Genomic DNA, 26,350 nt, shown 5'->3' with positions numbered 1-26,350 from the left:
TTATCGATCACCCCCCTCAGGCCACCATCACGCTGATCGCAGCGGCGAAGATCAGGATGGCCACCCAGGCGAACAGGCTCAGCGCCAACATGCGCAAGATCGCGCCCCACCGGCCCAACCCGTAAGTGCCGCGCAACTGGCGGTACATGTGCCACGGGGCGTAGAACAGCAGCAGGCCTCCGATCGACCCCAGGTCGAAGAAGAACAGCAGGCTGACCACCGCCACCAGCGCGATCATGAAGCTGATCGAATAAGTCGCGAACACCGTGTGGTCGTAACCGCCGAACCGGCGGCTGAAGGGGAATAGCAGCCAGACGAACGGGACGCTCAGCGGGATCAGCATCCAGCTGTATTTGTAGGCGCTGGTCTGCGCCTTGTAGATCGCCAGCTGCGGGTTGGACTGGATGTGCTCGATCGCCTTGGTGATCTTGTTGCCCTTGGGCAGTGGAGTGCGTTCGAACCCGGCCTTGAAGTCCCGTTCGAACTGGCTGCCGACGTTGCCCAGGACCATGCGCATGGCGTCCTGGTCATCCTTGAGGCCGCGCATCTCCTTGTCGATCCGCGTCACTTCCGAGGCGTTGCCGGCCAGCTTTTCGCGCTGGACGCGCAAGTCGGCGAGCTGCTGTTCGTTGGATTCGTAGGCGGCTTTCACCTGCTCCATGCCGTTGACGCTGGGCGTGAGCGACTCCGCGCCGCCCAGCGCGCTGAACAGCGCGTAGCTCAGGAACACGACGAACAGGAACACCGCGACCGGGCTGACATAGCTGGCGCGGCGTCCGTCGATGTACTCGCGCGTGAGCTTGCCGGGGTTCCACACCAGCAGCGGCAATGTGCGCCAGGTCCTGCCTTCGAAGTGGAGCACGCCGTGAAGCAAGTCGTGGAAGAACGCGCCCAGGGTGCGGTGGACATGGCTGCTCTGGCCGCAATTGTAGCAGTGCGGGCCGACCAGCGGCGTTCCGCAATTGAGGCAGGCGCTCTCGTGCGTGTGACCGTCTGCCGCCGGTTCCACTTCCGCGACGCTTTGTTCGTTCATGCCCTGCTCCGCCATCGAGCTAGCCTAGTCCAGCGTTCGGAATGGCGAAAGAGCGGCATTTCAGGCCTTTGGCTTGGCCAGCTTGCGCTCGATCGCGGTCCACAGTTGGGCGAAGCCCTTGGCGGCCGGGGACGCTGGCGCAAAGGCGCCGAGCGGCTGCTGGCGAACCGCGCATTGCTCGATCGCGCTCGCCATCGGGATTACCGGCCAGTTGCCATTCTCCTCCCGCGCGGTGCGGTGCAGGGCGCGGCGGGCGTCGATCATCGAGAGGACCGGCAACATCGGCGGATGGTCGGGGGCGTGAGTGCTGATTTCCTCGGCCACCAGTTGGAAGGCCCGCGAGGATAGCGGCGAGGGCGGCAGCGGCACGATCACGCAGTTCGCCGCGCGGATGACCTGGGCACTGATCTCGTTGAGAACTGGCGGGCAATCGAGAATGATCCGCTCATAGTCCGAGGCCAGCGTTTCGGTCAGCTTGGCGAGGCGCCGCTTCTTGCCCATGCGGGAGAAGAGGTTGTGGAGATCGCGCAGGGATTCGTCGGCCGGCAACAGGTCGAGCCGCTCGATGCCAGTGTGGCGGATCAGGTCAGAGGGGCGTGCGTCCTTGGCGAACAGGCTCTCGGCGCTGTGCTTCTTGCGCGGTTCGACGCCGAACAGGAAACCCGCGCCGCCCGCCGCATCAAGATCCCACAGCAGCGTCCGGCGGCACGAGATCGCTGCAGAGCACCACGCGAGATTGGCCGCGATGGTGGTTTTGCCGACCCCGCCCTTCACGCTGTAGACCGCGATAACCGCCAACCGACATTCTCCCTTCAGGGGAAAGGCCGTTGTGCCATTTCGTCGCCAGCTTGCAAGGATTCACCGGCATCAACGAAAAAGGGCCGCCCTTGCGGACGGCCCCTAATTCGAGTTCGAACCTTTCGGCCCGGATCAGCCGTCGTAATCGCCGCCGACCGAGTTCGAGCGGGCTGGGGCCGCAGCCGAGAGGCGCATGGCCTCCGCCGACTGGCTCAGCGAACCGATATCGTCCGCCTCGTCCTCTTCGTCAGGCAGCACGCGCTGCAGCGACTGGACCAGGCTTTCGTGCAGGATCTTGGGCCGCACAGTGATTTCTGCGATCTCGCGCAGGGCGACGACCGGGTTCTTGTCGCGATCGCGATCAATCGTCAGCTCGGCGCCGCCGGAAATCTCGCGGGCGCGCTGGGCTGCAAGCAGGACCAGATCGAAACGGTTGGGAACCTTGTCGACACAATCTTCGACAGTAACGCGCGCCATGAGCACTCCGGAAATTCGGGTTGTTCGGAAAGCGAGGCACTTAGGTGGGGAGGGCGCAGGAGTCAAGGTTTCGCACCGGCGCGATGTTGGTAGGAAGGGGTATGGCCTCAAGCGACCTGCAGCCTGCGGACTCATGTGACCCTGAACCGTTCTCCCTCGAGGCCCAGGGCCATTCGCTGGCGTTCTACCCGGGCGGACAGGAACGGCTCGATGCCCTGCTCGGCATGATCGCGGGCGCGAAGACCAGCCTCAAGCTGGCGTTCTACATCTTCGCCAAGGACACCTCAGGCGTGCTCGTGCGCGATGCGCTGACCGAGGCGGCGCGGCGAGGGGTCGACGTGCACGTCATCCTCGACGGTTTCGGGGCGGATGCCGACCGGCGATTCTTCGCGCCGATGATCGAAGCGGGGGGCACCTTCGTCTGCTTCATCGCCAAGTTCACCCGCCGCTACCTGATCCGCAACCACCAGAAGATCGTCATCGCTGACGGCAAGCTGGCGATGCTCGGCGGGTTCAATGTCGAAGACAGCTACTTCGCCATGTCCGGTGACCGCTGGGCCGATCTGGCCTTCACCGTCGAAGGGCCCGTCGTCGAGCGGATAGGGCAATGGTACTCGGAGCTTGAGGACTGGGCCTCGCATCCCGACGCTCAGCTGCTCTCGATCCGCCGCAAAGTGCGTGAGTGGCGCAGCGGCAGCGGGCCGGTGCAGCTGCTGATCGGCGGACCGACCGGTCGGCTCTCAAGCTGGGCGCGCAGCGTCAGCACCGATCTGGTCGAGGGCGACCGGCTCGACATGATCATGGCCTATTTCTCTCCCTCGCGCCGCCTGGCGAAGCGCATTCGCCGGATCGCGCGCAAGGGCCAGACGCGCCTGCTGTTTCCCGCCAAGTCCGACAACGGCGCCACGATCGGGGCGGCGCGGGCCTACTACACCCGCCTGCTCGATGCCGGGGCGCGGATCTGGGAGTTCGAGCCGTGCAAGCTGCACACGAAGCTGATCGTGCTCGACGATGCGGTGTATCTCGGCAGCGCCAACTTCGACGCGCGCAGCCTGTTCATCAACCTGGAGATCGTGCTGTTCATCGAGGACGCGGCGCTGGCGAAGCGGCTGAGCTACTTCATGGAGAGCCTGCTGCCTGCGTCGTTGGAGATCACTCCCGAATTGCACGCGCAGCGAGCAACGTGGTGGAACCGTGCGCGCTGGCGCTTGTCGCGGTTCCTGGTCGCGGTGGTGGACTATACGGTGACGCGGAGCCTCAACCTAGGGCAGTAAATTACCTGGCCCCGTTCGTGGTGAGCTTGTCGAACCACGTTAGCGCCGCGCCAGCGTCCTTCGACAAGCTCAGGACGAACGGGAATGGGGTCCGATCATGGTGAGCTTGTCGAACCACAGGCTCAGGACGAACGGATCAGTAGGTGTGCAGAAGCGCGAACGCTCAGCCTCACTCCAGATCTTCACCCCGATACTCGCCATCAGCGAGGTCGGAGAACTTGGTGATCTTCGGCTCGAAGCGCATGCGCACTTTGCCGGTGGAGCCGTGGCGCTGCTTGGCGATGATCAGTTCAGCCAGGCCATAGACCCGCTCCATGTCGGCCTGCCACGCGGCGTGGGCCTCGTGCGCCTTCATGTCGTCATCGCCGACCGGGACTTTCGGTTCGCGCGAGGCGACGTAGTAATCCTCGCGGAACACGAACCAGACCATGTCGGCGTCCTGTTCGATCGAGCCCGATTCACGCAAGTCGGACAGCATCGGACGCTTGTCTTCGCGCTGTTCGACCGCACGGCTGAGCTGCGAGAGCGCGATCACCGGAACTTGTAGTTCCTTGGCCAGGGTCTTGAGGCCGCGGCTGATCTCGGAGATTTCGTTGACGCGGTTGTCCGTGCTGCGCCCGCTGCCCTGGAGAAGCTGCAGGTAGTCGACCACGATCAGACCGATATCGTGCCGACGCTTGAGCCGCCGCGCGCGGGTGCGCAGCGCGCCGATGGTGAGCGCCGGGGTGTCGTCGATGAACAGCGGCAGTTCGGCCAGGCGCTGGCTGGCGTAGCTTAGCTGCTGGAAATCGTCGCGGCTGATCTTGCCCATGCGAAGCGCTTCGCTGGGGATGCCGGCCTGTTCGGCCAGGATACGCGTGGCAAGCTGGTCGCAGGACATTTCGAGGCTGAAGAAGGCCACTGCCGATCCGACCGATTTCTCGATCCCGTCGCGCTGGTCGCGCAGCCAGCGGTCGGCGCAATTGAAGGCGATGTTGGTGGCGAGCGAGGTCTTGCCCATGCCCGGGCGTCCGGCGAGGATGATAAGGTCGGAATCGTGGAGGCCGCCGCACTTCTCGTTGATCGAGGACAGGCCGGTGGTCTTGCCCGAGACGTGGCCGCCCGAATTGATCGCGGTCTCGATCATTTCGAGCGCCTTGCCCGTAGCGCCGCGGAAGCTCTCGGCTTCGCTGGCGCCAGAGGCGCCTTCGGCGACGCGGAACAGCGAAGCTTCTGCCAGTTCGATCTGCCGCATGGGCTCGACTTCTTCGGACGTGTCGAGCGCGCCTTCGACGAGTTCGCGGCCGACAGTGACCAGTTCGCGCAACAACGCCAGGTCGTAGATCTGCTGCGCCAGCTCGCGCGGGGCGAGCAGGCCGTGGCCGTCGGCGGTCAGCCGGGCGAGATAGCCCGTGCCCCCCAGCTCAATCACCGCCGGATCGGCTTCGAAGTAGGGCTTCAGCGTTACCGGGGTGACGACCATCTGCCGGTCGGCGAGAACGAGGATTCGTTCGAAGATCCGGCCGTGCAGCGGCTCGAAGAAGTGTTCCGGCCGCACGGTGACCGGCAGCTCTTCCAGCACCCGATTGTCGATCAGGACCGCGCCGAGGAAGGCCGATTCGGCTTCCAGGTTCGCGGGTAACGCCCGTCCGGATGCGACTTCTGCGGCAGGGTGATCGAGAACGGTGGTGCTGGCCATGGGGCTCAGATGCGCCGAGCCCTGTCTCGCGGCAAGAGCCCATCATGTGGATAGCGGGCACAAGCCGGCGGGCCGCGACACAAATCCTCCCCGAGCTTGTCTCGGGGAGGTGGCGCGCGCTGAAAGCGCGTGACGGAGGGGGAGGCGGAACAGCACAGTGCCCCTCCACCACCGACTTCGTCGGCGGTCCCCCTCCCCGAGCAAGCTCGGGGAGGATCAAGGCCTTGCCCAATCCCTGCTGCATCTGCGAAAGACGCCCGGTGTCCGATGACCGTATCGCCCATATCGAGCTCGACGAAGCTACGATTCTCAAGCGCAGCTCCGATGTCGAGCAGGAGCGCGAGGTGGCGATGCGCGATCTCGAGGCGGACAACCGCTTCAGACCGATTCTTGCGGCGGGGAACGGCTTCGAGGGCCCGTGGTCGTTAAAGCTGACCATCGCCGAAGGGCGCCTGACCATGACCTTGCGCGACCACGAAGGGACCGATGCAGGCGGGATCGGGCTCGGGCTGGCGCGCTTCCGGCGCGAGGTGCGGGAATACTTCGCGATTTGCGATTCGTACTACCGGGCGCTGCGCAAGGCCTCGGCGAGCGAGATCGAGACGGTCGACATGGCGCGCCGCGCGATTCACGACCGCGCCACGCGTCAGTTGCTCGAAGCGCTCGAAGGAAAAGTCGAAACCGACTTCGCCACGGCACGCCGCCTCTTTACGCTGATCTGCGTCCTCCATATCAAGGCCTGAGGAGGCGGGGCCCAGGGTCAGGCCCCATGCCCAGCGCGTTCGAGGTTTGAATCAAAATGGCTCAGTGCAAGGAAGGAAGCCGCAGTAATATGTCGATATTTCAAGGTTTCCTGACGCGGCAATGGGCCATTTTGATCAAATCCCGAAGGGACGGCAGAATGGCTTCCATCTCGGACGGAAACGACCTTGGAAAGGCATCCAGCCTTTCCGGCGGCCCTTTCCGTCCGATATGTTCGCCATTCTACCGCCTCGAAGGCGCTGGGCATGGGGCCTGACCCTTAGGTCAGTTCAATGGGGAGGAAGCGCGCAATTGGTTGGCGCGGCCGTGTGGCCGCGACGGTGGTGCTGGCGGCATTGGTCGGCAGCGCCTGGACGTGGTGGGTCGCCCGCCATTGGGCCCCCACGCGCAGCGAGTTTCCGGTCCAGGGCGTGATCGTCGGTGCCGAAGATGGCGAGACCGATTTCAAGGCCTTGCGCGCGATCGGCGCCGATTTCGCCTATCTCGAAGCCAGCAGCGGCGACACCTCGCGCGATCCGGCCTTCGCCCGCAACTTGCGCGAAGTGCGCGGGACCGGGCTGCGGTTCGGCGCGGTCCATACTTATGATCCCTGCGTGCCGGCGGACCGCCAGGCGGCGAACTTCGTCACCATCGTCCCGCGCGATGCCGCGCTGCTGCCGCCGGTCATTTCGCTCTCGAGCCTGACCGAAGGGTGCCACGATCCCGTGAGCGAGGCCGGTGTCGAAAGCGAGCTGACGACCTTCCTCAACCAGGTTGAAGCGCATACCGGCCAGCCGGCCGTGCTCAAGATCGGGCCGGAGTTCGAAGATCACTACCACATCGCCGCGCGGCTGGAGCGCGGCCTGTGGCTGGAGCGCGACTGGATGCAACCCGACTACGCCGGGCGGCCGTGGACCTTGTGGACGGCTAACTCCTCGCTGCGGACCGAAGCGGGTTCGACGCCGTTTCGCTGGGTTGTCCTGCAACCCTAATCCTCCTCGAGCTTGCTCGGGGAGGGGGACCGTCCGCGAAGCGGATGGTGGAGGGGCTCTCGCGTTCTTCCGCCTGCCCCTCCGTCACGCGCTTGCAGCGCGCGCCACCGCCCCGAGACAAGCTCGGGGAGGATCTGGTTAGTGTATCAGCGGATCGAATTACCCGAATCGCCGATCGTCCAGGCGCTCACTTCGCAGACGTTGACGTTGCGCTTTTCGACGGTCTTCTCGTTGCTTAGCACTGCCTTGAGGTCGTAGAAACACTCGTCGCTGCCGTTGTCGATGTCAGCCTCGATCGTTTCGCCCGGCGCCAGGGTCCGCTGGCCGAGCAAGTCTTCTTCCCAGGTGTCGGAGGAAACCGGTGAAGCGTATAACTCGCGCAGCGTAACGCTGGTGTAGTTCTCGACGACGACCTTGCGGTTCTTGCCGTCGGATGCTGCCCAGGCTGTTCCGGGAATGGTCGCGGCGATAGCCAGAGCCGCCACGAATGCCTTCGCACCGCGTATGCTTGTCTGCATTACTGCCCCCTTCGAATTTTGACCCTCTGCTATTCGCAACAATACGCGGGAGCGCCCTTCGCGACAAGCGTACCTGCAGGGTTCTTCCGCCACGGCGCACTCGTGCTAAAGTGGTGCAAGACCGCGAACGGCGCCGGCTGAAACGCGGCGCATGGGAAGAGGACGTTGGCGATGATGATTTCGGCCGACAACGAGTTGCTGACCCGCGTCGGGCCCGGCACCGCGATGGGCACGATGTTGCGGGAATACTGGGTCCCCGCTTGCCGTTCCGCGAAGCTCGAAGCCGATGGCGCGCCCGAGCGGGTTCGCCTGTTCGGAGAGAACTTCGTCGTCTTCCGCGCCACTGACGGTCGCGTCGGCTTCATGCAGGATGCCTGCCCCCACCGCTGCGCCAGCCTGGCGCTCGCCCGCAACGAAGGCAACGGCCTCAGGTGCGTGTTCCATGGCTGGAAGTTCAGCGTCGAAGGCAAGTGCGTCGACGCGCCGACCGAACCGCGGACCCAGCGCGAGCGGTTTGCCGAAAGTGTCCCAGTGCGCAGCCATCCGACCCATGAGGCCGGCGGTCTCGTCTGGGTCTACATGGGTCGGCAGGACAGCCCGCCGCGCTTTCCCGACTACGAGTTCACCAATCTGCCCGAAGACCACGTGCAGCCCTATCGCGGGATCATCCGCACCAATTGGCTGCAAGGCCTGGAGGCGCTGCTCGATTCCGCGCACGTCACCTTCCTTCATTCGGCCAACCTCAATTCCGACCGAGGGCGCGACTATTTCAAGGCCGAGAGCGACTACCTGCTCAACGATGGCGCGCCGGTGTTCGAGTTCGACGAACGCCCCTACGGCTTCCGCGAAGGCGCGATCCGCGAGGAAGGGGCTGCGCGCAGCTACGCCCGCGTGCGCGAGGTGGCCTTGCCGTTCTTCTCGTTCATCCCTTCGGCGCCGCAAGGGGCCAGGATCGTGTGCTGCTCGATCCCGGTCGACGACGTGACCACCGCGCAATGGTACATCGCCTACGACACCGACGCGCCGCTCAACCCGAACCTGTTCGGTGCCTTCGGCATGTGGTCGGGCGATCCCGATCACTTCAACTCGGACATGGGCGATGCCTCCAACCTCTGGCACCAGGACCGGCAGGCGATGAAGGATGGCCACTGGTCCGGCATTACCGGGCGCGGGAATGCCTACGAGGACTTCGCGGTGCAGGAATCGATGGGCCCGATCGTCGATCGCAGCCAGGAATACCTCGGCACTTGCGACAGGGTGATCTACCGCGCCCGCAAGCTCCTGCTCGAAGCGGTGAGGCGGCATCGTGACACGGGCGAATTGTCCTTCGCCGGGGACGACATCGACTACACCGCCATCCGCGCGGTCAGCTTCGCCTTTCCGCGCGAGGCGGACTGGCGCGAGGTCGATCCTTACGAACTGCAGGAAGCGGCGGAGTAGGCGTGCGGCACTTCGGAGGGTCCAATCGCTCGCGCATCGGGGCGGCCGGCGTCGTGCTGGCGTTGTCCGGTGTCCTGGGAGGCTGCGCGGCGGCTGTGGTCGTGCCGATGCTGGCCGCGGGCACCATGGTCGCGACCAACAGCAGGAAGGATCGGCGTCCCGAGGAGCAGTCCGTAGCGGTGGTAGTTGAGACGGACGAGCCCGCCCCTCAGCTCGTATCGCAGCCCACACCTCAGGCGGCTCTTGTGGCTCCAGCGGCCCTTGTTCCAACTCGTTCCTCTGTGACCGTCGCTACTCAACTTTCGGACATCGACGAGTGGCGGGCTTTTGTTGACTATGCGCTTGGCAAGAGCCGCGTGCTTGGTGGCCCCGAGCCGGTGGAATCCGCCCTACTCGTTACCGGCTCGCGGCTCGAACGGCCGGACCGACTCCCATGTAGAAGCTCCACCCCAGCGGTGATCCTGGACCTCGATCAGGGCACATCGGCATTTTCGCCAAGCCCTTCGGCTCAACCTGTCGCCGGTCTTGCCGAGGGGCTGGCGCAGCTTCGCGCCGAGGGGGTCGTGGTGATGTGGGTCTCCGCAGCTGACGCAAACCGGGTCACCCCGATCGGTGAGGCCCTGCGCAGTTCGGGTCTCGACCCTGCCGGGAAGGATCCGCTCCTGCTCATCCGGAACGGGGAGCAACGCAAACAGGTGTTGCGAGACGACGCGAACAGGTCGGTCTGCATCATCGCCATGGCAGGAGACCGCCGCAGCGATTTCGACGAGCTGTTCGACTACTTGCGCGACCCTTCGGCCGCCGCCGGGCTCGATACGATGCTGGGTGATGGTTGGTTCATCGTGCGGCCACCCCTGGACGAAGCTCCGCCGCCAGTGAACTGAGCCGCCTCAGACGTAATTCGCCACCCATGCAACCGCCATCGCCGAAGGAACGAACAGCGCTTGGGCGAGCACGGTACCGACCAGGCGGCTGAACGAGATCCATACGATCGTGCGGCGGAACAGCGGCTCGCTGACCCGGCCTTCGACGACGTCATCGGTCATTACCGAGAGCTGGGGATCGATCAGCGCGAACAGCAGGATCGTCGCGAACCCGTTGATTACCGCCGAAAGCTGCGAGGCGGTAACCCGGAACTCGGGGTTCAGGTAGCCGGCGTAGAGCGAGGCCAGTACGCCGACGGTCAGCAGCGCCTGGGCTAGGCAATTGGCCAGCAGCACGCCCCAACCCACGCCCCGCGGCAGAGCGAGTTCGCGCAGCTGCTTGGGACGCGGCATGGCGAGCGAATCGCGGATCGTTCGCATCCCGGCCGGCGTCGCGCTGCGCATCAACATGCGGGTGGTCGAGCGGTGCTCCTGGAAATAGCCGATGGCGCGCGCGAACAGCCGCTGCGAGGTCGGCACCAGCAGGATACCGACGAACACCGCGATCGAAGCCGACATCAGCACCAACCGGAAATCGCCGAGCAGAGCTTCGCCGCTGTCGTTGGAAATCTGCGTCTCGATCCGCTTGGCCAGGAACGGCCCGAGGAAGCTGTTCGACATGCGCGAGATCAGGACGAGGATGTTGAACAGCGCAAAGCTCATCGCGATCCGCCGCGTGCGCACGCCCGCGATACGCGCGGCGTAGGCCAGCGTGCCGATGAGGTTGATGCCGGCCGTCAGCAGGCAGATGACGAGGAGCTGGGGGTCTATGTTCACGGCACCTGATTAGTCGAGCGAGGGACGGCCCGCCAGCGAGCGCGACGAGCTATCCCCTCTCGGTTAAGGCGGGTTGCCCCAGTCTACAGCACCGCGTCGAACGCGTCCGACAGGCGTCCCAGGCTACCCGGCACGTCCTTGAGCTTGTCGAGCCCGAACAGGCCCAGGCGGAAGCTCTTGTAGTCCGCGCCCTCGTCAACCATCAGCGGCACGCCCGCGGCGATCTGCAGGCCCTGGGCGGCGAACTTCTTGCCGTTCTGGATCTCGGGATCCTCGGTGTAGCTGACCACCACGCCGGGCGCCTGGAAGCCCTCGGCAGCTACCGAGCGGACCCCGCGCTGTTCGAGCATGCGGCGCACGGCATTGCCCTGCTCCCACTGCGCGGCCTTGAGCGTGTCGAAGCCGAGCGCCTTGGTCTCCAGCATCGACTTATGGAACGCCCGCAGCGCGTCGGTCGGCATGGTCGCGTGGTAGGCGTGGCCGCCGCCGAGGTAGGCCTCCATGATCGCGTTCCACTTGTTGAGGTCCATCGCGAAGCTGGTGGTCTGCGCAGCCTTGCAGCGTTCGAGCGCGGCCTCGGTCATCATCACCAGGCCGGCCGAGGGTGGGGCGGACCAGCCCTTCTGCGGGGCGGAGATGAGGATGTCGACGCCGGTGTCCTTCATGTCGACCCAGACGGTGCCCGAGGCGATGCAGTCGAGCACGAACAGCGCGCCGACTTCATGCGCGGCGCTGGCCACCTCGCGGATGTAGTCGTCGGGCAGGATCATGCCCGAGGCCGTCTCGACGTGAGGGGCGAAGATCATCTCCGGGCGGTCGGTGCGGATGCGTTCGACCACTTCCTCGATCGGCGCCGGAGCGAACGGAGCCTGTGGGCCGTCACCCTGACGGCGGGCCTTCAGCACGATCTCTTCGGAGGGGATCGAGCCAGCCTCGAAAATCTGCGTCCAGCGATAGGAGAAGAAGCCGTTGCGGATCACCAGCGCCTTCTTGCCGGTGGCGAACTGGCGCGCGACCGATTCCATCGCATAGGTCCCGCCGCCCGGCACCACGACCGCCCGGTGCGCGCCGTAGACCTCGCACAGCGTCCCGTGGATCTCACGCATGACCTGCTGGAAGGCCAGACTCATGTGGTTGAGCGAGCGGTCGGTGAAGACCACCGAATATTCGAGCAGGCCGTTGGGATCGACGTCGTTGCGCAGCGCAGGCATGGGGTTCTCCTTCTGCCGAGCCCGATTCACCCGATTTGCGCGGCAGTCAAATTTATCCGGGCGCTGCGCTGGATCCGTGGTTCGACAAGCTCACCACGAACGGGGGAGGGGTGGTGGCCTTCCTTCCTCCGTTCGTCCTGAGCTTGTCGAAGGAACCTTGTCGAAGGACGTTGTCGCCCCCCACGCTCTGCGATACAAAAATCGCCGAGGCGGAACGACGCCTGACGATGGAGGGGTAATCGATGTTCAAGTCACTACGTTTCGCGGCGATCGCTGCGACTGCTTCGCTGATTGCCGCGCCGGCCCTGGCGCAGTCTTCGCCGGTGCTCGGCACCTGGGCCACCGCGGTCGACGTGCAGGGCCAGAAGATCGAAGCCGAGATGACCTTCTCGCAGGCTGGCGGCGCCTATGCCGTGGCGATCAAGGACGGCCCGATGCCGGGCGCTCCGGCCGATGCCCCGCCGATGGAAAGCAAGATTTCGGACGTCGTGGTCGATGGGTCGAAGTTCACTTTCAAGCGCGCGCTGACCACGCCGCAGGGCGCGATGAACCTCACCTACACCGGCACGGTCGACGGCGATAAGCTGTCGGGCGAGGTCGGCTCGGACTTCGGTCCGATCGCGATCACCGGCTCGCGTAAGTAAGGCAACAGGCCTTAGGGCATCTGTAGCTCCGACCGGCCAGATAGCTTTTGTCGCGCGGCATAAGCTGCGGTACAAAAGCGCTGGCCGGTATGGGGCGGCTCCTGTCGTTGGAGGGATGCTCGATGCTGAGGACAATCCATTTCGCCCCGTTTGCCGTTGCAGCCTTGCTCGTCGCGGCTCCTGCCATGGCCGCGGATTCGCCAGTGGTTGGCACCTGGGCCACCGAGTCCGTGACGGACTTCGGGACTTTCAAATCGACACTCACCGTCACCGAGGTAGGGGAGGGCTACCAGGTCGACATCAAGGACGTGCCGCTCGAAGGCGCTCCGCCAGCGCCGCCGTCACCGCCTGGGGCGATCAGCGATGTCGTGGTCGACGGGACGACATTCTCGTTCAAGCGCAAGCTGACCACGCCGCAGGGCGAGATGCAGTTTTCCTACGTGGGCAATGTCGAAGGCGACAAGCTGACGGGTGAAGTCGACACCGGCCAGTTCGGCAAGATTCCGGTCACCGGCGTCCGCCAGTAACCTATTTCCCGGAGAGAAAGCTCTCGATCACCTCGCGCGCGGGGCGCGTCGGGCGGCGGGTCTCGGCGTCGAGGCAGCACCAGCTCGAACGGACTTCAGCGACGACTTCCTCGCCGCGGCGGATCAGCGTTTCGTAGAACGCCCGTGCGCCCTGGACTTTTTCGAGCAGGACTTGCGCCACCACGGTATCGCCGAGGAAAGTCGGGCGCCGGTAAGTGATCTCGTGCTTGAGCGCGACCCACAAGTGCCGGGCCACCGCCTCAGCCGGAGCGCGCGACCGCCAGTGGCCGATCACCGCGTCCTGCACCCACGTCAGGTAGCTGGCGTTGTTGACGTGCCCCATGAAGTCGATGTCCGCGGGGCCGATCTCGATCGGATGCAGGTAGGGGGATACGCTGTTCACAGTTGTGTAAGTAACATGAAGGAAGGTCGGCGGGAAGTGGGATGTTTTGGCGATATTTCTTGACATCAATAACCAAATAGGTTATAGACCCCGCCGTCAGTTGACACCTGACAAGCGACGGGTGCGGGAGCGTGTAGCGCTTCGCTTTCACTCCCGCAGCTAAGGCCGGCGCCCTTCGACATCGTCAGAGGGTGTCCGTAGGATACGAGGATGTGAAAACCGTTGGCGGGACTTGCGAGCCCTAACCGCCAGTGCCTCCTATCCGACAGGGCCGAGCAGCGAGTTTTGGTCGCAGCCCTCGCCGCCGTTCGCCATATGCTAGCGCAAGGCAATCCTGTGACGCCCAGGACGCGCCGGCCTTTGCCCGTCCGCGTTTTTGCCTCTGGCGTTAGGCCCGCGCTCGCCAGCGGGTGTTCTTGCATGTCTGGAACTCAAGATCCTCCCCGAGCTAGCTCGGGGAGGGGGACCGTTCGCGAAGCGAATGGTGGAGGGGCTCTTGCGTTCTTCCGCCTACCCCTCCGTCAGCCCTTAGGGCTGCCACCTCCCCGAGACAAGCTCGGGGAGGATATTGTCGCTACCCTTCCAACCACTCCACCAACGAAGCCAGGCAATCCCGCGCCAGCAGCTTCGACCGCTCCGGGCTCCACCCTTGCTCAGGATCGGGCAAGTCGTCGTTGTCCTTGAACGGCATCTCCAGCGTCATCGCGCAGGCGCCGAAGCGTTCAGCGAGCTGGTTGGTGCTCATCGACAGGTTGGCTTTGCCGGCCCCGGCCACCGGGTAGCCCTTGGCGGTCTGGAAGTCAGGACTCCGCCGTTCGAGGATCGAACGATAGCGCGAGTATTGCCCGCCCAGATCGTCGGTCCACGAAGGGATACCCTCGAACCCGGCGAGGAAATTCGCGGCAATCGCCTCGTCGCCGTGGACGTCCATCACGAAGCGCACCCCGCTCGCGTCCATCGCGTTGCGGATGGCCAGGACTTCGGGCGAACGCTCGGGCGTCGGCTCATGCCATTCGCGGTTGAGGTTCACCCCGGCGGCATTGGTGCGCAGGTGGCCGCGGGTCGAACCGTCGGGATTGCAGTTGGGCACGACGTACAAGCGGCACTTCTGCCGCAGCACGCGCGCCACCGGATCGGCCGGATCGCATAGCGCCTCCAGCGCGCCTTCCATCAACCATTCGGCCATGCTCTCGCCCGGATGCTGGCGGGCGATGAGCCACACGGGAATCGAACCTTCGCCCATCTCCAGGCAGTCGATCGGACGCCCGTCGAGGCTGTGTCCGAGGCAGCGATAGGCCACGCCCTCGCTTGCAGCGGCTTCGGCGATAAGGTCGTGGTGCCGTTCGAGCGAATAGGGCGCGAAGTAGGCGAACCAGGCGATGTCGCTATCGGGCGTGTGGCGGATGGTCAGGGTGCCGCCGTCCTCACTCTTGTCGAAGCTCGTTTCCGCGCGGGCCCAGTAGCTGCGGTCTTCCGACGCGCAGGCGCGGTAGCCACGCCAGCCCAGCGGATAGGCCGAGGCGTTGAGGTCGCCGATCTTCAGCTCGAGTTCCTGTCCTGCCGCACCGGCGACGCGGAAGTGGAACCACTGGTAGAATTCGGACTCGTGATCGTGCCGGATGCGCAGCCGGGCCTGGCTGCCGGAGATCTCGAGGACTTCGATGTTGCCGCTATCGAACGCGGCGTCGATGTGGATGTTCATCGCACCCGGATAGTCTCTCCAGACTGTCCGGGGAAGCCACCGAACAGCGCCCCGGCCAGGCGACCGGCGGCAGCATCCACGCTGCCGTAGTTGCTGTTGGCGGTGGCGTTGAACTGTGCGCCGCCTTCCCACAAAGCGTCGCCGCCGCCGGCCGGCTTAATCATGACGCGCATTTGAGTGACGACCTGATCCGACGGGCGCGGGGTGAGGTCGATGCCGACAGCCGCACCGACTCCGCCGTGCCTGGGATTGACCGCGCTCCCGCTCGCCGCGCCGACGCCCACGCTGACCGGCGAGTGGCCCGAGGCCTGCATCACGAACCGCTCGACCCGGACTTCGGCCACTTGCGGGGCGTCGCCCTTGACCACGGTGTAGCCGAGCCGGGTAAGCTCCGCGGCGACCGCGTCCTCGAACACGCGGTTTTCCAGCGAGGCGGAATCCTGACCCGGTGCCGCGCGGACCACGATCTCTCCTCGGCCGAGAAGATGTGGCTCACTGCCGGTGAAGCGGGTGACTTCGACCGGGGAGACGAATGAGGTGGTGCAGGCGCCAAGCGTCGCGACAAGGGCCACGGCGAGAGCGGGGGCGAGGAGGCCGGGGGCGGTCTTCATGAAGCCCAAACGCGCGAAGTGCCAAGCAGTTGCAGCCATTGTGCGGGTCCTCCCCTTGCAAAAACGATTGCGCCTTGACGCGATGCTACGTAGCCCGCGGACTGATGACCAGCCCTGTTCCAGTACTCGTCACCGGCGGCGCCGGATATATCGGCAGCCACGCTGTCCTCGCTCTGCTCGACAATGGCTGGCCGGTCACCGTGATCGACAATCTCACCACGGGGTTCCGCTTCGCGATCCCGGATGAAGCCGCGTTCTACGAAGGCGACATCGAAGACGGCGAGCTGCTGGCGCGCATCTTCGCCGAGCAGGGCATCAAGGCGGTGATGCATTTCGCCGGCTCGATCATCGTGCCTGAATCGGTCGAGAACCCGCTCAAGTACTACCACAACAACACCGTGAAGAGCCGGGCGCTGCTAGAGGCTGCGGTGAAAGCGGGCGTGCCGCATTTCATCTTCTCCAGCACTGCTGCGACATACGGGATTCCCAAGGACTCGCCGGTGTCGGAAGACTCGCCGAAAGAGCCGATCAATCCCTACGGTTGGTCCAAGCTGATGACCGAACGGATGCTGGCCGATACTGCGGCGGCGCATCCCATCAACTTCTGTGCACTGCGCTACTTCAACGTCGCGGGCGCGGATCCAAAAGTGCGAAGCGGACAATCGACCGTGGGCGCGACTCACCTGATCAAGGTCGCGGTCCAGGCTGCCCAGGGTCAGCGCGACAACGTCCAGGTCTTCGGTACCGACTACGACACCCCCGACGGCACCGGCGTGCGCGACTACATCCACGTCAGCGACTTGGCCGCGGCCCACGTCCTGGCGCTCGAGGCGCTGATCGCCGAGCCGGGGCGCTCGATGACCATGAACTGCGGCTATGGCCGGGGCTTCTCGGTCTTCGAGGTGCTCGATGCGGTTGATCGGGTGACTAACCGCACGATCGAGCGAGTGCTCTCGCCCCGCCGGGCGGGCGATCCGGATTCGCTTATTTCGGACCCGACAAGGATCAAGGCGACCTTGCCGTGGCAGCCGAAGCACGCCGATCTCGATGAAATCGTCAGGCATGCGCTCGCCTGGGAACGGCGCCTTTCGGAATTGCGCGGTCCAGCTTGACTTGAAGCGGCGCCGAGCATAGGGCGCGGCCACGAATTCCGGCATCGGGGGTGTCTCCGGTGCCGCACTTTTTTGGAAAATAGCCATGAAGATCGTCAACAGCCTCAAGTCGCTCAAGGGCCGCCACCGCGACAACCGCGTGATTCGCCGCCGCGGCCGGGTCTACGTGATCAACAAGACCAACCGCCGCTTCAAGGCGCGCCAGGGTTGATGTCTGCCGCGCCGCGATTCGTTCGCGGCCGCGATGACTTGCAGGGCCTCCGAGGAATCGGGGGCCTTTTGCATGCCTGAAGTCCCGCACGCCGTTGTCTTCGACATCGGCCGGGTCCTGTTCGACTGGAACCTGCGCTACCTGTTCGAAAAGCTGATCGCCGATCCGGCGGAGCTCGACTGGTTCCTCGCCAACGTCATCACCGAATCGTGGCACTTCCAAAGCGACGGCGGGCGCCCGTTGACCGAGATGCTGCCCGAACGCATCGCCGAGTTCCCGCAACACACGGCGCTGATCGAAGCCTATGCCGAGCGTTTCATGGAAACGCTGCCCCACGCCATTCCCGGCACGCACGAACTGGTCCGGCGCCTGGCCGAGCGGAACGTCCCGCTCTTCGCGCTGACCAATTTCGGTGCCGAGTTCTGGGCCCGCTTCCGTCCCGCCCAGCCGGTGTTCGACCCCTTCCTCGACGTGGTGGTTTCCGGCGAGGAGCGCTGCGTGAAGCCCGATGCACGAATCTACGAGATCGCCGAGACCCGATTCGGCCTTCCGCCAGAGGCGCTGTTCTTCACCGACGACAACCCCGCCAACGTCGCCGCCGCCCAGGCGCGCGGATGGCAGGCGCACTTGTTCACCGATGCCACTTCACTGGAAGCGGAACTGGTCGAACGGGGATTCCTGGCCTGAAGCAAATGACCCCCGCGCATAAAGGGGGGAGTCGCGCGGGGGCCGAGTCTGCGCCCGGGAGATGGAGTTTTCGCTGGGCGCTCGAGATACCTACATAGGTGTAAGCAAGTCTGGATCTCAGGCGCGAGGGGGCTGCCTGCGATAGCTGAGCGCCTCCGCCACATGGATCCGCCCCACCTGTTCGGCACCCCCCAGATCGGCAATGGTCCGCGCCACCCGCAGCATCCGCGTGTAGCCCCGCGCAGTTAGGCGCATGGCGTCCGCCGCTTGGAGCAGGAGCTTGCGGCCCGCTTCGTCAGGGGAGGCGTACCGGTCGAGTGCATCACCCTCGAGCTCCGCATTCGAACGCACCCCGCGCGGGGCCTGTCGGTTGCGAGCTGCGGCAACCCGGGCCGCGACCTCAGCTGAACCCTCGGCAGGCGGGGGCAGGGCTAGGTCGGCGGCGCTGACGGCCTCAACTTCCACATGTAGGTCGATCCGGTCGAGCAGCGGGCCTGAGACCTTGGACTGATAGTCGGCGGCGCAGCGAGGCGCGCGGCTGCAGGCGAGGGCGGGGTCGCCCAAGTGGCCGCAGCGGCAAGGGTTCATCGCCGCCACCAGTTGTACCCTCGCCGGAAAGGTCACGTGGGCGTTGGCACGCGCGACGTCGACCTTGCCGGTCTCAAGCGGCTGGCGCAGCGAATCGAGCACCGCGCGCTGGAACTCGGGCAGTTCGTCGAGGAACAGCACTCCGAGGTGGGCGAGGCTGACCTCGCCGGGGCGTACCCTAAAGCCGCCGCCTGTCAGCGCGGCCATCGAGGCCGAATGGTGCGGCGCCCTGAACGGACGGGTGCGGCTGATCTTACCGCCTTCGAGCGTGCCCGCGACCGAGGCAACCATGCTCACCTCCAGCGCTTCGGCCGGAGCGAGTTGGGGCAGGATGCCGGGGAGGCACGAGGCCAGCAGGCTCTTCCCCGCGCCTGGCGGACCGCTCATCAAGAGGTTGTGGCCACCGGCAGCGGCGATCTCCAGCGCGCGCTTGGCGGTCTCCTGCCCTTTGACTTGTCTGAGGTCGGGGCCAAAGCCCGGCTCTTCGACCTCGCCCGGTTCGGGCTGAGACAGCAGCTGCGTGCCCTTGAGGTGGTTGAGCAGGCTGACGAGCCCCGGCGCCGCGACAACGGGGATGCCGCTGGCCCAGCGTGCTTCGGCGCCTTGAGCGGCGGGGCAGATCAGGCCCCGCTCCCTCTCGCTGGCATGGAGCGCGGCGAGCAGCACGCCGGGCGATGGCACGATGCGGCCATCTAGGGCCAGTTCTCCGACGGCGATCCAGTCGGCCAGTTGCTCGGCATCGGTCACGCCCATCGCGGCCAGCAGAGCGAGCGCGATGGGTAGGTCGTAGTGGCTCCCTTCCTTGGGCAGGTCCGCTGGCGAGAGGTTGATGGTGATTCGCTTGGGCGGCAGCGACAGGCCCATCGCAGCGAGCGCGGCCTGCACCCGTTCCCGACTTTCCCCGACGGCCTTGTCGGGCAACCCGACGATGGTGAAGCGCGGCATGCCGGGGGCGACCTGGCACTGCACCTCTACCTCGCGAGCCTCCAGGCCGAGGTAGGCGACCGTCGATACTAGTGCGACCAAGGGAACATCCTTTCAAATCAGCTAGATAGACCTCTGTTGTTCTAAGTGTCGAGCGCAGATCAAATTCATGGGTATTCCCCCGTCCGACGCGGGTTGGGCCCAATTGTCGGACCCCCGTGGAGTCCGGGATAAGCGACCGACGCCTCGGGAACGCGCTGTCGTTCCGGGCTTGAGAGATGCGTGGCCTTGTTTGCCTCCTGGCACTGCCCTGTGCCTTGTCGCTCGCGGCACCCGCCGCAGCGCAGACGGCCACCACCGCCCAGCAGGCGACATCTGCTGGCGGGCAGACCTCCGTGCTCAGCTTTGTCCCGAGTGCCTGGACCCCGATCGCCAGCTACGGTCCGTTCGCGGTGATGGAGAAGCGTACCGCTGCCCTGGTCGGCAGCACCGACGCCCGCTCACCGGCGGCCTTCCGCGCCATGCTGCGCGATTACCCGGCGATCGACACGCTCGTGTTCATCGAATGCCCCGGCACTTACGACGACCGCGCCAACCTGGCGCTCGGCCGGCTGATCCGGCTGGCGGGCCTTGGCGTCTATGTTCCCCCAGGCGGCTCGGTCCGCTCGGGGGCGATCGACCTGATGCTGGCCGGCACCAACCTGGTGATCGCCGACAGCGCGGTGTTTGCCGTCCATGCCTGGCGCGAAAGAGGCGGGCGCGAGGCGGGCCAGGTTCCGGCCGATTCGTGGGAGCACACGAAATATCTGGCCTATTACCGTGAAATGGGCATGACGCTGCCGCAAGCGAAGGCGTTCTATGCGATGACCAATTCGGCGCCGCATGAAAGCCCTCGCTGGATGTCGGGCTCGGTCATGCGCGAATGGATCAAGGGCGATCCGGTGCTGGTGCGATCCTCGCAGCAACTCGGCCGCCTTGACTTGGGCGCACCTCTCCACTAACCGCCCGCCCCGTACCAAGGCCGCCTGAGCTGCGGCCCTTTTTGTTGATTCAGGATTTACGACGATGAAGCGCACTTTTCAGCCGAGCAACCTCGTCCGCGCCCGGCGGCATGGCTTTTTCGCCCGCAAGGCGACCGTTGGTGGCCGCAAGGTTCTGGCCAACCGCCGCAAGCGTGGCCGCAAGAAGCTCTGCGCCTGAGCATAGGGCTCGATCCCGGCGGATCGCCGGGATTGTTCGCATTCGACGCTCTTCGGATTTCGTCCGGAGGGCGTTTGTGCGTTTGTGCCCATCTGGCGGCGCGCCGAATCAGCACCTAGATATGCGGCCACAATGACCGCCGGCATCCAGATCATCCGCAAACGGGCAGACTTCGTTGCCGCCAATCGCGGGCTGCGAGTCGCGCGTCCGGGCTTCGTGCTCCTGGCCCTGGCGAACAACGGACAGGGCAAGCGCTACGGCATCACGGTCACCAAGAAGATCGGCAATGCGGTGGTCCGCAACCGCATGAAGCGCCGCTTCCGCGAGCTGCTGCGAGAGGCCCTGCCCGCAGACGGATTGCCCGATCACGACCACGTTCTGATCGGCCGCGAAGGCGGGATCGAGCGCGACTTTTCCAAGCTGCGCGAAGAGCTTGCAGTTGCGCTGTCCCGCGCCACGGCGGGCAAGGGTGACCCGCCGCGCCGCAGAGGACCGTCGCGCAAATGAAGCAGGTCCTGATCGTCATCGCCAGGGCCTGGCAACTCGGCCCCTCGCGGGTCCTTCCGCCCTCGTGCCGCTATCAACCTTCGTGCAGCCAGTACGCTATCGAGGCGGTCGAAAGACATGGCGCGATCAAGGGTGGATGGATGGCCGCCAAGCGTCTAATGCGCTGCCACCCATGGGGGGGACACGGCTATGACCCGGTGCCCTGACGAGTGGCACGGTAATCGGATCTAGGATCGCATCTTGAACAATCAGCGTAACCTTATTGTCGCTGTCGTGCTGTGCATGGCGCTGCTGCTCGGCTTCGACCTGGTCATGGGTCGGCTCTATCCGCAGCCTGCACCGACCGCACAAGTTGCCGCCGAGGCCGACGCGCCGACTCAACCCGCCGCGGTCAAGCATACCCGCGAAGGTGGTCTGACGGATCCGATCGAAATGGCCGAAGAGGTCAAGGATCTGAAGACCGTGCTCGCCACGCCGGGCCGCGTTGCGATCGAGGCGCCGAAGGTCGCCGGCTCGATCAATCCGGTCGGCGCGCGAGTCGATGACATCACGCTCACGGCGCACCGCCAGACGGTCGAAAAGGACAGCGGCCCAGTGCGGCTGTTCTCGCCCAACGGCACCCCGGCGCAGCAGTTCGCGCAGTTCGGCTGGATCGGCCAGGGCGTTGCGCTTCCGGGCCCGCAGACCGTGTGGCAGGTGTCGGGCGGACCGCTGGCACCCGGCAAGCCGGTTACGCTGACCTGGGACAACGGCCAGGGCCAGCGCTTCACGCAGCGCTTCACGATCGACGAATTCTACATGCTGACGGTCGAACAGACCGTGGCGAATACCGGCGCCGGCACCGTCGCCCTGCGGCCCTATGCCTTCATCAACCGCACCAGCCGCACGGCCAGCCAAAGCAGCTTCAATCTCCACTCCGGTCCGATCAGCGCTTCGGATGGAAGCGTGAACTTCAAGGTCAGCTACGGTGGGTGCAGCAGCTTTTCGTTCGTTTCGCGGTGCGTCGATCTCGGTGAATTGAAGCGGGTTCCAGTGGCGGGCAAGCCGGCCTGGCTCGGCTTTACCGACATCTTCTGGCTTTCGGTCCTGGTTCCCGAAGACGGCGCGCGCGTTGAAAGCGGCTTCCAGGCGCTCGGCAACGAACTGTTCCGCGCCGACGTTGTCTATGACCCCGTCACGTTGACTCCGGGCACGCAGGCCACTCGCACGACGCGCCTGTTCGCAGGCGCCAAGGAAAGCGAAGTCCTCAATCATTACGAAAAGGGCGGGATCGAGAACTTCGGTCTGGCGATCGACTGGGGCTGGTTCCGCTGGCTGATGTATCCGATCTTCTGGCTGTTGAAGCAGATCTACGCGGTGACCGGTAACTTCGGCGTGGCCATCATGCTGCTGACGGTGATCGTGCGCGGACTGATGTTCCCCGTCGCGCAGAAGCAGTTCGCCAGCATGGCGCAGATGCGTGCCGTGCAGCCGAAGCTCAAGGCGCTGCAGGAACGGCACAAGGACGACAAGGTCCGCCTGCAGCAGGAGATGGGCAAGCTCTACAAGGATGAAGGCGTCAACCCGCTTGCGGGATGCCTGCCGATCTTCCTGCAGATCCCGATCTTCTTCGCCCTCTACAAGACGCTGCTGATCGCGATCGAGATGCGGCACAAGCCGTTCATCCTGTGGATCCACGACCTTTCGGCGCAGGACCCGGCGATGATCCTGAACCTGTTCGGCCTGCTGCCGTTCACGCCGCCGAGCCTGCTCTCCATTGGCGTGCTGGCGGTGCTGCTCGGCTTCACCATGTGGCTGCAGTTCAAGCTCAACCCGGCGGCGATGGATCCGGTCCAGCAGCAGATGTTCATGATCATGCCCTGGGTGCTGATGTTCGTCATGGCCCCGTTCGCGGCGGGCCTTTTGATCTACTGGATCACCTCGAACGTCCTGACGTTGGGACAGCAGAAGTACCTCTATTCGAAGCATCCACAGCTCAAGGCGCAGGCGGACAAGGACGCTGCCGACAAGTCCCGCGCCTCCGAACGTGACAAGGCCAAGGGGTGACCGATCAAGAGCAAGAGCAAGGGCAAGAAGCGCTGATCGAGGAAGCTCGCCGGCTGTTTTCCGGCCGGGTGGACTTCCTCAAGTCGGCGCCTTCGCTCGACTTCCTGCCTGATGGCAACTTGCCGGAGGTGGCCTTTGCCGGCCGCTCGAATGTCGGCAAGAGCTCACTGATCAACGCCGTGACCGGGCGCAAGTCCATCGCCCGCGCTTCGGTGACGCCGGGCCGCACGCAGGAACTGAACTTCTTCGAGGTTGGGGAGCCGACGCGCTTCCGGCTGGTCGACATGCCCGGCTATGGCTTTGCCAAGGCTCCGGTGAAAGTGGTCGAACGCTGGCGCCGCCTGGTGCGCGACTTCCTGCGCGGACGGGCTGCGCTACAGCGTACCTTGGTGCTGATCGACAGCCGCCACGGTATCAAGCCGCCCGACGAAGAGATGATGAAGATGCTCGACGAGGCCGCGGTCGGCTATCGCCTGGTCCTGACCAAGGCGGACAAGGTCAAGGCCAGCGAACTGGCCGAAACCCTCGCCAAGGTCGAAGTCCAGGCGCGCAAGCATGTTGCGGCCTATCCGGTGATCCACGTGACCAGCGCCGAAAAGGGCATGGGCATTCCGGAATTGCGCGCCGCGATTCTCGCCGACGCGCTCGGCTGAACCCAAGACATCAGGCGCCGGCTGGCGCCTTGTGACAAATAGCTGACGCCCCTTGTCACGCCAGGGTGGGTCAGCGGGGTCGACGCTTGTCGGATAAATTCGGCGAATTGTGACAATCCGGCGAGATGGAAACTTCTTGGCGTCATCTGCAAAGCCAGAACCCGTTACCTTGCTACGGTTATGAAAGGGGTCGACGCGGCAATTTGGTGCCGTTTGGAGGGTAAACAGTGCACCAGGTTCGTGTGGCCTCGCTGGCGTGTTACGCCCAGGTAGCCGGCCAGGTCGGCCTCGATGGCCCGGCGATGCTGCGCGAGGCTGGGCTGCAGCTCTCGGGGTTGAACGACCCGGAGATGCGCATTTCCGCCGGCGCGGCCGTCAAGCTGCTCGAAGTGTCGGCCGAGCGTTCCGGGTTCGATAGCTTCGGACTGCTCATGGGCGAGGCTCGGTCCTACTCGAGCCTGGGTCCGCTTTCGCTCCTGCTCGAGCGGCTGGAAAACGTCGGCCAAGTGCTGGGCGCGCTGACCCGCTATCGCCGCCACCTCAACGATGTTCTCAACATGGCCGTGGAAGAGCAGGACGGCACCAGCATCATCCGTGTCGAACTGATCCCGGAGTATGCTCGGACCCAGGTGCTCGACTACTCTCTCGGGTTCGTGGCCAAGATCCTGCATTGCGTCTCGGGCGGGCGTTGGGTTCCCTCGATGATCCACCTCGAACGCAAGGCGCCGTCGGACCTGTCGATCGCGCGCCGACTGTTCCGTGTGCCGGTGGAGTTCGAAAGCAATTTCAACGGCATTTCGTGCCCGGCGGATTCGCTCGCCATCGCCTTGCCGATGGCCAATGCCGAAATGGCCCACCATGCCGAGAGCCTGCTCGCGCTGGTGCCGCTCGGGCCCGAGGATGCCCCCATCAGCGAGCGGACCAAGCGCCTGATGATCCAGCTCCTGCCCAAGGGCCTGACGACCGTCGAACAGGTCGCCAGCACTTTCGGGATCAGTTCCCGCGCCCTGCAGCGCAACCTGGAACAGGAAGGGCAGAGCTTCGCCCTGCTCCTCAACGAGGCCCGGCGGGAGCTGGCCAAGCGCTATCTGACCAACTCCACCCGATCGATCACCGCGGTGGCAGAGTTGACCGGCTATGCCAGCCTCAGTTCCTTCAGCCGCTGGTTTGCCCGCGAATTCGGCACATCCCCACATTCCTGGCGCGCCGCCAAACTGCGCTCCGCCCTTGAAGGCACGCGGCCGTGAGCGGCGTCATTTTCAGCCTGAGGGACGGGGAGGTCTGGGCTAGCTGGCCGGGCAACCCCAACGCCGTGCGCCTTGGCGAAGTGGGCGAAGTCTCTGCAATGATGCGTGATTTCCTGCAGCAAGTGGAACTGGGCGAGCGCCTGAACCGGAAGTCAGGGCCTTCGGAATAGTCCCCGAAGGGTTGATGCCGCGAAGACTCACTCCCGGTCGCGGCGGCGGCGCGAAATGTGAACAGCGTTGACTCGTTCTTGAATTGCTGGGCAAATGCCCTTCGAGGCTAAGTTCGGGAAAACGAGTGGGTTCTCGATACGCTCAAGACCACGCCATTGGGCACAGAACGTCCCACGATGACGGTCACACCCTCGCATCACCTGATGTTATCGCTACCCTCGTCGCCGGCGCCTCGACGCCGATCGATGTGTTCGAGAAGCTCGTCAACGGACTGCCGGACCAGATCGCCCTGCTCGATATTCGCTGGAACATCATCGCCAGCAATGACGCCTGGACGGATTATTGCGCGGCTCATGGGTTCGAAGTCTTCCAGGTAGGCCACAACTACCTCCAGGAACTCGAGCGGCTCAGCGAGGAAAAGCGAGAGGCGTCGCGAGCGACCGACGCCGTGGTCGCCGCCATCAAGGAGTTCGAGCAAGGCCGGCCGAGCATGTACCGGCACGTCTACAGCGGTCCGCGCGACGGGCAGGAAACCCAGATCCGCATCGCGAGCATGGAGATCGGCGGCCGCAAGTACTTCACCGTTACCCGGATCGACGTGACCGAGCTGGTCCAGCTGCGCCGCCTGCGCCAGGGCTTCAGTACTTCGCTGATCCACACCCAGGAGGAAGAGCGCCGCCGGATGGGGCGTGAGATTCACGATTCCACGATGCAGCAGCTTTCCGCGCTCGGACTGGCGGTCAGCCAGTTGAAGCGCACCCGCTTGCCGGGCGAATCCCTGGCGCTGGTCGATGACATCGAGGAACTGCTGTTCGATGCCCAGCGCGAACTCCGCTCGATCGCCTATCTCGCGCATCCCCCTCAGCTCAGCCGGATGGAGCTTTCCGAAGCGATGCGGACCCTGGTCGAGGGCTTTGGCCGGCGGGCTGGCCTGCTCACCACGTTCGAGGTCGAAGGCGAAACCGACGTGCAGTGGCAGAACGCCCGAGTGGCAATCTATCGCGTGCTGCAAGAAGCGCTGTCGAACGTGCACCGCCATGCCCACGCCACGCAGCTGTCGGTCAGACTCATCGGGCGCCAGTCGATGATCCACCTGATCGTGGCGGACAATGGCCGGGGGATGCCGGTCGACGTGTCCCCGGGCGTTGGCCTGCTGGGCATGCGTGCTCGGCTGGCAGAACTCGGCGGTCGCGTGATTCTGCGCAACCTGTCGCCGGGCACGGCCGTGATCGGCAGCGTGCAGCGGACCTGATCC

At 65.1% G+C, this 26,350-nt stretch carries 30 protein-coding genes; 19 read left to right on the top strand and 11 right to left on the bottom strand.

The features are described from left to right. Nucleotides 1-16: 16 nt before the first annotated feature. From ASD76_RS12140 to rpoZ, 3 genes are all read right to left on the bottom strand, one after another. Nucleotides 17-1,033, bottom strand: coding sequence for a DUF3667 domain-containing protein (locus ASD76_RS12140; RefSeq protein ID WP_162249669.1), 1,017 nt, complete (start codon nt 1,031-1,033; stop codon nt 17-19). Between the two features lie 60 nt (nt 1,034-1,093). Then, on the bottom strand, nt 1,094-1,831 hold the full coding sequence (locus ASD76_RS12135) for a ParA family protein (RefSeq protein ID WP_055923321.1): 738 nt from the start codon (nt 1,829-1,831) through the stop codon (nt 1,094-1,096). Between the two features lie 132 nt (nt 1,832-1,963). After that, nucleotides 1,964-2,308: a DNA-directed RNA polymerase subunit omega gene (gene rpoZ, locus ASD76_RS12130; RefSeq protein WP_055923320.1), complete on the bottom strand. Its 345-nt coding sequence runs from the start codon at nt 2,306-2,308 to the stop codon at nt 1,964-1,966. Nucleotides 2,309-2,409: 101 nt separating this feature from the next. Here rpoZ and ASD76_RS12125 point away from each other — a divergent pair, with 101 nt between their 5' ends. Then, nucleotides 2,410-3,582, top strand: coding sequence for a phospholipase D-like domain-containing protein (locus ASD76_RS12125; protein WP_082553814.1), 1,173 nt, complete (start codon nt 2,410-2,412; stop codon nt 3,580-3,582). A 169-nt stretch (nt 3,583-3,751) separates the two neighbouring features. Here the strand turns inward: ASD76_RS12125 and ASD76_RS12120 are convergent, their stop codons facing one another. After that, a complete protein-coding gene (locus ASD76_RS12120; protein WP_055923319.1) occupies nt 3,752-5,260 on the bottom strand; it encodes a replicative DNA helicase in 1,509 nt (502 codons plus the stop codon). Nucleotides 5,261-5,520: 260 nt separating this feature from the next. On the opposite strand from ASD76_RS12120, the gene ASD76_RS12115 reads away from it, so the two are divergent. Continuing rightward, the gene (locus tag ASD76_RS12115) at nt 5,521-6,003 is read left to right on the top strand and encodes a UPF0262 family protein (RefSeq protein WP_055923318.1); all 483 of its coding nucleotides are present in this window, start codon (nt 5,521-5,523) and stop codon (nt 6,001-6,003) included. A gap of 291 nt (nt 6,004-6,294) precedes the next feature. Further along, entirely contained in the window at nt 6,295-6,993 is a 699-nt protein-coding gene (locus ASD76_RS12110) for a glycoside hydrolase family 25 protein (RefSeq protein WP_055923317.1), read from the top strand. Nucleotides 6,994-7,139: 146 nt separating this feature from the next. Here the strand turns inward: ASD76_RS12110 and ASD76_RS12105 are convergent, their stop codons facing one another. Beyond that, complete coding sequence (locus ASD76_RS12105; protein ID WP_156457702.1) at nt 7,140-7,511, bottom strand: hypothetical protein; 372 nt, start codon at nt 7,509-7,511, stop codon at nt 7,140-7,142. Nucleotides 7,512-7,682: 171 nt separating this feature from the next. Here ASD76_RS12105 and ASD76_RS12100 point away from each other — a divergent pair, with 171 nt between their 5' ends. Both ASD76_RS12100 and ASD76_RS12095 read left to right on the top strand, forming a co-directional pair. Continuing rightward, the gene (locus ASD76_RS12100; RefSeq protein ID WP_055923316.1) at nt 7,683-8,951 is read left to right on the top strand and encodes a Rieske 2Fe-2S domain-containing protein; all 1,269 of its coding nucleotides are present in this window, start codon (nt 7,683-7,685) and stop codon (nt 8,949-8,951) included. Between the two features lie 2 nt (nt 8,952-8,953). Next, complete coding sequence (locus ASD76_RS12095; RefSeq protein ID WP_156457701.1) at nt 8,954-9,835, top strand: hypothetical protein; 882 nt, start codon at nt 8,954-8,956, stop codon at nt 9,833-9,835. Between the two features lie 6 nt (nt 9,836-9,841). On the opposite strand, the gene ASD76_RS12090 is transcribed toward ASD76_RS12095, so the two are convergent. Continuing rightward, complete coding sequence (locus ASD76_RS12090) at nt 9,842-10,645, bottom strand: lipid II flippase Amj family protein (RefSeq protein ID WP_055924216.1); 804 nt, start codon at nt 10,643-10,645, stop codon at nt 9,842-9,844. 89 nt (nt 10,646-10,734) lie between these two features. Next, nucleotides 10,735-11,862, bottom strand: a complete 1,128-nt coding sequence (locus tag ASD76_RS12085) for an aminotransferase class V-fold PLP-dependent enzyme (protein ID WP_055924213.1) — start codon at nt 11,860-11,862, stop codon at nt 10,735-10,737. Nucleotides 11,863-12,104: 242 nt separating this feature from the next. Between ASD76_RS12085 and ASD76_RS12080 the strand changes: the two genes are divergently transcribed. Both ASD76_RS12080 and ASD76_RS12075 read left to right on the top strand, forming a co-directional pair. Further along, complete coding sequence (locus ASD76_RS12080; RefSeq protein ID WP_055923314.1) at nt 12,105-12,506, top strand: hypothetical protein; 402 nt, start codon at nt 12,105-12,107, stop codon at nt 12,504-12,506. Between the two features lie 122 nt (nt 12,507-12,628). Further along, complete coding sequence (locus ASD76_RS12075) at nt 12,629-13,033, top strand: hypothetical protein (RefSeq protein WP_055923313.1); 405 nt, start codon at nt 12,629-12,631, stop codon at nt 13,031-13,033. Between the two features lies 1 nt (nt 13,034). On the opposite strand, the gene ASD76_RS12070 is transcribed toward ASD76_RS12075, so the two are convergent. The 3 genes from ASD76_RS12070 to ASD76_RS12060 all read right to left on the bottom strand — a co-directional run bounded on the left by ASD76_RS12070 (nt 13,035) and on the right by ASD76_RS12060 (nt 15,788). Continuing rightward, nucleotides 13,035-13,436: an acyl-CoA thioesterase gene (locus ASD76_RS12070; RefSeq protein ID WP_055923312.1), complete on the bottom strand. Its 402-nt coding sequence runs from the start codon at nt 13,434-13,436 to the stop codon at nt 13,035-13,037. A gap of 574 nt (nt 13,437-14,010) precedes the next feature. Further along, on the bottom strand, nt 14,011-15,138 hold the full coding sequence (locus tag ASD76_RS12065; RefSeq protein ID WP_055923311.1) for a M14-type cytosolic carboxypeptidase: 1,128 nt from the start codon (nt 15,136-15,138) through the stop codon (nt 14,011-14,013). Continuing rightward, nucleotides 15,135-15,788, bottom strand: a complete 654-nt coding sequence (locus tag ASD76_RS12060) for a hypothetical protein (RefSeq protein WP_055923310.1) — start codon at nt 15,786-15,788, stop codon at nt 15,135-15,137. The genes ASD76_RS12065 and ASD76_RS12060 overlap by 4 nt, the downstream gene beginning before the upstream one ends. A gap of 65 nt (nt 15,789-15,853) precedes the next feature. Between ASD76_RS12060 and galE the strand changes: the two genes are divergently transcribed. From galE to ASD76_RS12045, 3 genes are all read left to right on the top strand, one after another. Next, the gene (galE, locus tag ASD76_RS12055; RefSeq protein WP_055923309.1) at nt 15,854-16,861 is read left to right on the top strand and encodes a UDP-glucose 4-epimerase GalE; all 1,008 of its coding nucleotides are present in this window, start codon (nt 15,854-15,856) and stop codon (nt 16,859-16,861) included. A gap of 85 nt (nt 16,862-16,946) precedes the next feature. After that, the gene (ykgO, locus tag ASD76_RS12050) at nt 16,947-17,072 is read left to right on the top strand and encodes a type B 50S ribosomal protein L36 (protein WP_033920696.1); all 126 of its coding nucleotides are present in this window, start codon (nt 16,947-16,949) and stop codon (nt 17,070-17,072) included. 72 nt (nt 17,073-17,144) lie between these two features. Continuing rightward, nucleotides 17,145-17,759: an HAD family hydrolase gene (locus ASD76_RS12045; RefSeq protein ID WP_055923308.1), complete on the top strand. Its 615-nt coding sequence runs from the start codon at nt 17,145-17,147 to the stop codon at nt 17,757-17,759. Between the two features lie 117 nt (nt 17,760-17,876). Here ASD76_RS12045 and ASD76_RS12040 read toward each other — a convergent pair whose 3' ends face one another. After that, nucleotides 17,877-19,373 (bottom strand): YifB family Mg chelatase-like AAA ATPase, encoded by a 1,497-nt coding sequence (locus ASD76_RS12040; RefSeq protein WP_055923307.1) that lies wholly within the window; start codon nt 19,371-19,373, stop codon nt 17,877-17,879. 176 nt (nt 19,374-19,549) lie between these two features. Here ASD76_RS12040 and ASD76_RS12035 point away from each other — a divergent pair, with 176 nt between their 5' ends. The 9 genes from ASD76_RS12035 (at nt 19,550) to ASD76_RS12005 (ending at nt 26,347) form a co-directional block, all read left to right on the top strand. Then, the gene (locus ASD76_RS12035) at nt 19,550-20,272 is read left to right on the top strand and encodes a hypothetical protein (protein ID WP_055923306.1); all 723 of its coding nucleotides are present in this window, start codon (nt 19,550-19,552) and stop codon (nt 20,270-20,272) included. Nucleotides 20,273-20,336: 64 nt separating this feature from the next. Further along, entirely contained in the window at nt 20,337-20,471 is a 135-nt protein-coding gene (gene rpmH, locus ASD76_RS12030) for a 50S ribosomal protein L34 (RefSeq protein WP_055923305.1), read from the top strand. Nucleotides 20,472-20,603: 132 nt separating this feature from the next. Beyond that, a complete protein-coding gene (gene rnpA, locus ASD76_RS12025; protein ID WP_055923304.1) occupies nt 20,604-20,978 on the top strand; it encodes a ribonuclease P protein component in 375 nt (124 codons plus the stop codon). Continuing rightward, entirely contained in the window at nt 20,975-21,184 is a 210-nt protein-coding gene (gene yidD, locus ASD76_RS18005) for a membrane protein insertion efficiency factor YidD (protein ID WP_082553811.1), read from the top strand. The genes rnpA and yidD overlap by 4 nt, the downstream gene beginning before the upstream one ends. A 34-nt stretch (nt 21,185-21,218) precedes the next feature. Next, the gene (yidC, locus tag ASD76_RS12020; RefSeq protein ID WP_055923303.1) at nt 21,219-23,024 is read left to right on the top strand and encodes a membrane protein insertase YidC; all 1,806 of its coding nucleotides are present in this window, start codon (nt 21,219-21,221) and stop codon (nt 23,022-23,024) included. Next, entirely contained in the window at nt 23,021-23,677 is a 657-nt protein-coding gene (gene yihA / locus ASD76_RS12015) for a ribosome biogenesis GTP-binding protein YihA/YsxC (RefSeq protein ID WP_055923302.1), read from the top strand. Before yidC ends, yihA begins: the two co-directional genes overlap by 4 nt. A gap of 227 nt (nt 23,678-23,904) precedes the next feature. Next, nucleotides 23,905-24,924, top strand: a complete 1,020-nt coding sequence (locus ASD76_RS12010) for an AraC family transcriptional regulator (RefSeq protein ID WP_055923301.1) — start codon at nt 23,905-23,907, stop codon at nt 24,922-24,924. Next, nucleotides 24,921-25,094, top strand: a complete 174-nt coding sequence (locus tag ASD76_RS18340; protein ID WP_156457700.1) for a hypothetical protein — start codon at nt 24,921-24,923, stop codon at nt 25,092-25,094. The genes ASD76_RS12010 and ASD76_RS18340 overlap by 4 nt, the downstream gene beginning before the upstream one ends. A 248-nt stretch (nt 25,095-25,342) precedes the next feature. Next, nucleotides 25,343-26,347, top strand: coding sequence for a sensor histidine kinase (locus tag ASD76_RS12005; protein WP_055923300.1), 1,005 nt, complete (start codon nt 25,343-25,345; stop codon nt 26,345-26,347). Nucleotides 26,348-26,350 lie beyond the last annotated feature (3 nt).

This window comes from Altererythrobacter sp. Root672, from assembly GCF_001427865.1.
Lineage (GTDB): Bacteria > Pseudomonadota > Alphaproteobacteria > Sphingomonadales > Sphingomonadaceae > Croceibacterium_A.
The sequence above is the reverse complement of the archived record's forward strand: the minus strand, read 5'-3'. Positions and strand labels throughout refer to the sequence as shown.

Excerpts from the sequence above, each read along its gene's own strand:
- ASD76_RS12085 (WP_055924213.1), bottom strand. The coding sequence starts at position 11,862 with ATGCCTGCGCTGCGCAACGACGTCGATCCCAACGGCCTGCTCGAATAT.
- rpmH (WP_055923305.1), top strand. The coding sequence starts at position 20,337 with ATGAAGCGCACTTTTCAGCCGAGCAACCTCGTCCGCGCCCGGCGGCAT.
- ASD76_RS12140 (WP_162249669.1), bottom strand. The coding sequence starts at position 1,033 with ATGAACGAACAAAGCGTCGCGGAAGTGGAACCGGCGGCAGACGGTCAC.
- ASD76_RS12060 (WP_055923310.1), bottom strand. The coding sequence starts at position 15,788 with ATGGCTGCAACTGCTTGGCACTTCGCGCGTTTGGGCTTCATGAAGACC.
- ASD76_RS12100 (WP_055923316.1), top strand. The coding sequence starts at position 7,683 with ATGATGATTTCGGCCGACAACGAGTTGCTGACCCGCGTCGGGCCCGGC.
- ASD76_RS12075 (WP_055923313.1), top strand. The coding sequence starts at position 12,629 with ATGCTGAGGACAATCCATTTCGCCCCGTTTGCCGTTGCAGCCTTGCTC.
- ASD76_RS12065 (WP_055923311.1), bottom strand. The coding sequence starts at position 15,138 with ATGAACATCCACATCGACGCCGCGTTCGATAGCGGCAACATCGAAGTC.
- ASD76_RS12120 (WP_055923319.1), bottom strand. The coding sequence starts at position 5,260 with ATGGCCAGCACCACCGTTCTCGATCACCCTGCCGCAGAAGTCGCATCC.
- ASD76_RS12110 (WP_055923317.1), top strand. The coding sequence starts at position 6,295 with ATGGGGAGGAAGCGCGCAATTGGTTGGCGCGGCCGTGTGGCCGCGACG.
- yidD (WP_082553811.1), top strand. The coding sequence starts at position 20,975 with ATGAAGCAGGTCCTGATCGTCATCGCCAGGGCCTGGCAACTCGGCCCC.
- ASD76_RS12045 (WP_055923308.1), top strand. The coding sequence starts at position 17,145 with ATGCCTGAAGTCCCGCACGCCGTTGTCTTCGACATCGGCCGGGTCCTG.
- galE (WP_055923309.1), top strand. The coding sequence starts at position 15,854 with ATGACCAGCCCTGTTCCAGTACTCGTCACCGGCGGCGCCGGATATATC.
- ASD76_RS12125 (WP_082553814.1), top strand. The coding sequence starts at position 2,410 with ATGGCCTCAAGCGACCTGCAGCCTGCGGACTCATGTGACCCTGAACCG.
- ASD76_RS12080 (WP_055923314.1), top strand. The coding sequence starts at position 12,105 with ATGTTCAAGTCACTACGTTTCGCGGCGATCGCTGCGACTGCTTCGCTG.
- rnpA (WP_055923304.1), top strand. The coding sequence starts at position 20,604 with ATGACCGCCGGCATCCAGATCATCCGCAAACGGGCAGACTTCGTTGCC.
- ykgO (WP_033920696.1), top strand. The coding sequence starts at position 16,947 with ATGAAGATCGTCAACAGCCTCAAGTCGCTCAAGGGCCGCCACCGCGAC.
- rpoZ (WP_055923320.1), bottom strand. The coding sequence starts at position 2,308 with ATGGCGCGCGTTACTGTCGAAGATTGTGTCGACAAGGTTCCCAACCGT.
- ASD76_RS12105 (WP_156457702.1), bottom strand. The coding sequence starts at position 7,511 with ATGCAGACAAGCATACGCGGTGCGAAGGCATTCGTGGCGGCTCTGGCT.
- ASD76_RS12035 (WP_055923306.1), top strand. The coding sequence starts at position 19,550 with ATGCGTGGCCTTGTTTGCCTCCTGGCACTGCCCTGTGCCTTGTCGCTC.